5 protein-coding genes are annotated in these 4,534 nt (G+C 62.6%); 2 read left to right on the top strand and 3 right to left on the bottom strand.

Features of this window, described 5'->3' with window-relative positions; translation table 11 throughout:
- On the top strand, window positions 1–698 hold a 698-nt coding region (locus tag ACTWP6_RS29905; RefSeq protein WP_443189596.1), incomplete at its 5' end, for an IS1634 family transposase.
- Between the two features lie 925 nt (window positions 699–1,623).
- Here ACTWP6_RS29905 and ACTWP6_RS29900 read toward each other — a convergent pair.
- The 3 genes from ACTWP6_RS29900 to ACTWP6_RS29890 all read right to left on the bottom strand — a co-directional run bounded on the left by ACTWP6_RS29900 (window position 1,624) and on the right by ACTWP6_RS29890 (window position 3,534).
- The gene (locus ACTWP6_RS29900) at window positions 1,624–2,127 is read right to left on the bottom strand and encodes a general stress protein (RefSeq protein ID WP_443189595.1); all 504 of its coding nucleotides are present in this window, start codon (window positions 2,125–2,127) and stop codon (window positions 1,624–1,626) included.
- 10 nt (window positions 2,128–2,137) lie between these two features.
- Entirely contained in the window at window positions 2,138–2,587 is a 450-nt protein-coding gene (locus ACTWP6_RS29895) for an Hsp20/alpha crystallin family protein (protein WP_443189594.1), read from the bottom strand.
- 455 nt (window positions 2,588–3,042) lie between these two features.
- Window positions 3,043–3,534, bottom strand: coding sequence for a hypothetical protein (locus ACTWP6_RS29890; protein ID WP_443189593.1), 492 nt, complete (start codon window positions 3,532–3,534; stop codon window positions 3,043–3,045).
- A 314-nt stretch (window positions 3,535–3,848) separates the two neighbouring features.
- On the opposite strand from ACTWP6_RS29890, the gene ACTWP6_RS29885 reads away from it, so the two are divergent.
- Window positions 3,849–4,142 carry a putative quinol monooxygenase gene (locus tag ACTWP6_RS29885; protein WP_443189592.1) on the top strand — a complete coding sequence of 98 codons (294 nt, stop codon included), beginning with the start codon at window positions 3,849–3,851 and terminating at the stop codon, window positions 4,140–4,142.
- Window positions 4,143–4,534: the final 392 nt, after the last annotated feature.

Here is a 4,534-nt window from a genome sequence, read left to right as displayed (position 1 = left end):
GGTACAGCGGCAAGGTATCCAGCACCTGCCGCACACAGCGCTCCCTGACGTTCGGGTCGATCTTCTTCGGCATGGTTTGCATCCTTCCAACTCAGAAAGATGCGGCATCAAACCTGGGGCGCTTCACCAAGTCCTGGCGGGCGGTGTGGGCGTACTCGACCAAACGCGCGGTGCGCGACACCAAGACGCTCAACCTGCAGGAGAACAAGGCCCGCGCGGTCGTCGCCGGCGAGAAAGCCGCGCGGGTACCGCGGTTCATCAAGAACTGCAACGGTTCCCAAGAATTTGACGAGGCGTCGTTGCAGCGCGCCCGCCGCTTGGTCGGGCTCAAGGGCTACGTCACCAACATCGACGCCGCACTGATGCCCGCGACCGAAGTGATCGCCAGCTACCACGACCTCTGGCACGTCGAGGCGTCCTTCCGGATGTCCAAATCCGACCTCGCTGCCCGGCCCATGTTCGCCCGCACCCGCGACGCCATCGAAGCCCACCTGACCATCGTGTTCACCGCCCTGGCCGTCAGCCGCGAAGTCCAGACCCGCACCGGCCTGTCACTGCGCCGATTCCTACGCACCCTCAAACCCCTGCGATCAGCCACCATCGACCTCAACGGCGTCATCGCCACCTACCCGCCAGCCCTAAACACCGAGGTCAACGCAATCCTCAACGCACTGAACGCCGAGAATTCAAGGCACTAAGCCAAATGACCCAACTCGGGTCTGGCTCGGGTCCCGCCACGGACCGCCGGCGGGCACCGGTCCGGCGATCACCTTCGCCGCGGTCACAGTGTGGGTTGTGCTGTTGGTCGGAGGCTGGTTCCTGATCTTCTCTGCGTCGCCGGGAGCTGTCGTGGATAGTGAAGGCACGCCTGCTGACTCGTGGGCGCGGTGGTACTTCACCGCGTTCACGGTTTCAACGCTCGGAATCGGCGACTATCGGCCCTCGGGCGCCGTATTTCAAGTGCTCACCGGTGTCGCGGCGATAACGGCGTTTGGGTTAGCCACATTGGTTATCACCTATGTCGCCTCACTGAACTCGGCGGTGGCGTCGAAACGACGATTCGCCCGCCAGGTATTGGGGCTAGGAAGCAGTCCGGTGAACATCCTGCATGCCAGTTGGACTGGCCGGGACTTCGGGCCATTGGAGAATGAACTGCAATCGTTGACTGGCAGCGTCCACGGATTGGCTGAGGAGCAGTTGACTTACCCTCTCCTGCACTACTTCTCGACCCCCCAACGCAATGCGGCGTTCTGGCCGGCGTTAGCCACGCTCAATGAGGTGGTATTACTTCTCGACAACTACGTTGACCACGAGTATCGGCCGGCCCCGCTTGCACTTCATCCGCTGCAAAGGGCGATCGACGGATATCTTGACGTGCTGCCGCGCCCTCAAGTGGGCCATGCCAGCAGGCATCTGCCACAGCCTGCGCTCCTCGAATTGCGGGAGGCTGGAATCGAAGTGGTTTCCGCTGTCACGCTGTCGGAAGAGGACCTCCGGCGCCGGAACACTATTCACGCTGCGCTCGAACGGCAGGGTTGGACGTGGGAAGTGGCGATCGAGCATCGTCATGCATGCCGGCGACGACGAACAACCTATCGTCTAACTCACAGCTGGTGCCATGCTTCACTCCTTATGGTTGTCAGCCGTGGAGAGCAGCCGCAGTGCTTGGTCGGCCACTTCGACATCGGCGACGAGGTCGTAGGACTTGGGGACCAGGCGGGAAACGGATTGAAAGTCGCGCCGACCGCGTTGGAGGGCGTGCACGAGCAGCCCCATCAAAGCGCCGACGACCGCTCCGAAGATCACGCCATAGAGGGCCAGTAACAGGGCGGTGGTCAGTGGGTCGATCCAGCTGAAGATTCCGAACACCCAGCCGATGAGTGCCCCGACCACGGCACCGGACGCCGCACCCCGTAACGCGGCCCCTCCGTAATTGAGCCGGCCGAGAACTTGTTCGACATATTCCAGATCGCGGCCCACGATGGCGACCCGGTTGACCGGAAACTGCTGATCGGAGAGATAGTCGACGGCGCGCTCGGCGTCTGCGTAGTTGTCGAAGGTGGCGATAACCTGGCGGGCGGGCTGATTGGGACGTACCGCTGATCTGCTGACTGTCGCATGTGCCATTACTGTCTCCTCACGCGTCCACGGCCTGTTGCTGCCCCGACCCGGCTTGAATGGCCTGCTGGCCATGATCGGCGGTAGCGACCTGAACCTTGCGAGGCTTACTCTGCTCTGACACCGGGATGGTCAACGTCAGCACCCCGAGGTCGCAAACTGCGCTGAGCTTGCCCGGATCGAGATTGTCACCGAGAAACAACTGCCTACGGAACTCGCCCTGCGGCCGCTCGTCAATGATCAACTCGTCGCCCTCCTGCCTCAGCGGGCGGCGCCGCGCGGTGACCTCAATGACGTTGCGTTCCACGGTGACATCGATATCGCTGCCCTGCAGACCGGGTACATCAAGGGCCACAATGACCTGGTCGCCGCGCCGAAACGCCTCCATCGGAAGAGTGCGCGCATTGCGCGCGCCGGCCATGGCCTGGTCGGCCAGCCGGTCGAGTTCGCGAAACGGATCGAATCGCATCAAAGCCATGACTTCTCCTAAGAATCCAAGGGTGGCTCGGCTGTACCGGAAGCGCCGACGACCGACAGCCTGCAACGCGCTGGCCGTCAATAACCTCCGAACAACCAGTCTTGCAATCCGATTTCGGCCCGCGCATGCGCCCAACGAGCCTGAAATATCGTTCAGGATTGATCCTGTCAGCACGAGTGGACGCAGCCGATGTGCCGATTACCAGCTCCGCCCGGGAAGGGCCCGCCGCCCGTCCCGTCACGCCATGCCTGCGGGGATTGACCTCGCTATGCCCCTGTCGCCGTGGTGATTCAGGCGCTACCGGCGCCACGTCTGAGCCGAAGCCGTCGATGTGCTCGCAGGGCAGCTTGCGGCCGGCGCCTCCGGAAGAATCAAGTCAAACGCAACACGCCGACTTGTGATTCGGCAGTGATATCTCGGCTCATGCAGCCGTGACCCCGATTGCGCTAGTCAGCAGAGACCGGCACACTGACGGATATTTCGCCGGTGTGTGCGAACCGGAACGTGAACTCGTAAATGAGCCCATTGCTGATCGGCTTGGTCAGTAACACAGTTGCGGTGGCAGTGTTGGCGGGTTTGACCGCTGCCAGCGCGTCGGCATGCACCATGCGGTCCGGGCTGTCGACGATCAGTACGCCACTGGCCGGTACCGTGGTCTTTCCGACCACAGTGACGGCACCGATGTCAGTGCTGACCGCCGCGAGGGTGTCCGCGGTATCAGGTGATTGGTTGGTGGCCACCAGCGCCAGGTGGACGGTCTTGCCCGGCTGCACCGCATAGCTGGTTTGCTGGGCACGTATCCGGATGTAGCGCAACGCGATGTCACCGGAGTCAGCCGTGGAGCCATTGACATCCGGCGCCATCGAAGCGGTTTGCGACTGTTGCCCGGCGCCGCAGCCGCCCAGCGCAGAAGCGGCAATCAGCACGCCCACTGCCATCGCAGCTCGGGACCGTGGTATCGACGGGTTCACGATGTTGTCCGATCGGTTGAGACGGCCGGCTAGACCTGTGGCTATCCAGGTCACAGCTCAATTTTCCTTTGGCCGAGACGATCAGGGCGTCGTCTGAGCGGTCCAAGAGACCGCACCAGGAGTTGATCCGTCAGGCCGAAGAGGTCGTCGCCAGGTCCTGGGACACTGTCCAATCCGTGGCCGCTGTCAGCGTGGATCCCCATCTGACACAACGGGCAACCAAAACCGACATGAAATCGGCGGTATCCGAGGGCTCTATTCCCAGGACAGGAGGCGCGGTCATGGTATCGAAAGCCTTGTTGGTGCTACTCGAAGCCCACCCGGGCAAGGGAGATGCGGTCGAAGACCTCTTGGCGTGGGTGCGGTTGCTCGTCGAAAAGGAACCTCGCACCAAACCGTGGTTGGCGGTGCGGTTCGACGCGTCGACATTCGGGATATTCGATGCCTTCCCCGACGACGAGGCGCGGCGAGCCCATTTGACGGGACCGGTCGGCCAGGAACTCAAACAGAAAGCTGACCTGTTCGCCTCACCGCCCCAGATCATCCACCTCGACGTGATCGCCGACAAGCTGTGACCCTGGCGGCGGCCGCGGCGCTTGCCTGTCCTCGCAGTGCCGCGATGGCTGGCACCGTCAGCGTCCGTCTCGCGGAGGCTAAGTGGGCGTCACGAATTCGACCTGCTGCGACGAAGACGGGCGCACGGCGCCGTAGCAGCCTGGTTGCCGGACGCCGCGTAATCGTCTCCCTCGTCGGTCAAAAACATGGCCATCGACCGCTCAAGATCGCAACGACTCTGTATGCAAATGAGGAGAAGCAATGAAAGCTGTTGTGTACGAAGGGTGAACCATCCCGCGTTTGATGCGCACCTCCTTCCTTGGGAAGGTGCATGTCATGCCGAGCAAGTACGACCCGGAGACCCGAGCGAAGGCGGTCCGTCTGGTGCGCGAGCACCGGGAGGACTATCCGA

Source organism: Mycobacterium sp. 4D054, assembly GCF_052245755.1.
GTDB lineage: Bacteria > Actinomycetota > Actinomycetes > Mycobacteriales > Mycobacteriaceae > Mycobacterium.
The sequence above is the reverse complement of the archived record's forward strand: the minus strand, read 5'-3'. Positions and strand labels throughout refer to the sequence as shown.

Coding starts and splice junctions, on each gene's coding strand:
- ACTWP6_RS29900 (WP_443189595.1), bottom strand. CDS start 2,127: ATGGCACATGCGACAGTCAGCAGATCAGCGGTACGTCCCAATCAGCCC.
- ACTWP6_RS29895 (WP_443189594.1), bottom strand. CDS start 2,587: ATGCGATTCGATCCGTTTCGCGAACTCGACCGGCTGGCCGACCAGGCC.
- ACTWP6_RS29890 (WP_443189593.1), bottom strand. CDS start 3,534: ATGGCAGTGGGCGTGCTGATTGCCGCTTCTGCGCTGGGCGGCTGCGGC.
- ACTWP6_RS29885 (WP_443189592.1), top strand. CDS start 3,849: ATGGTATCGAAAGCCTTGTTGGTGCTACTCGAAGCCCACCCGGGCAAG.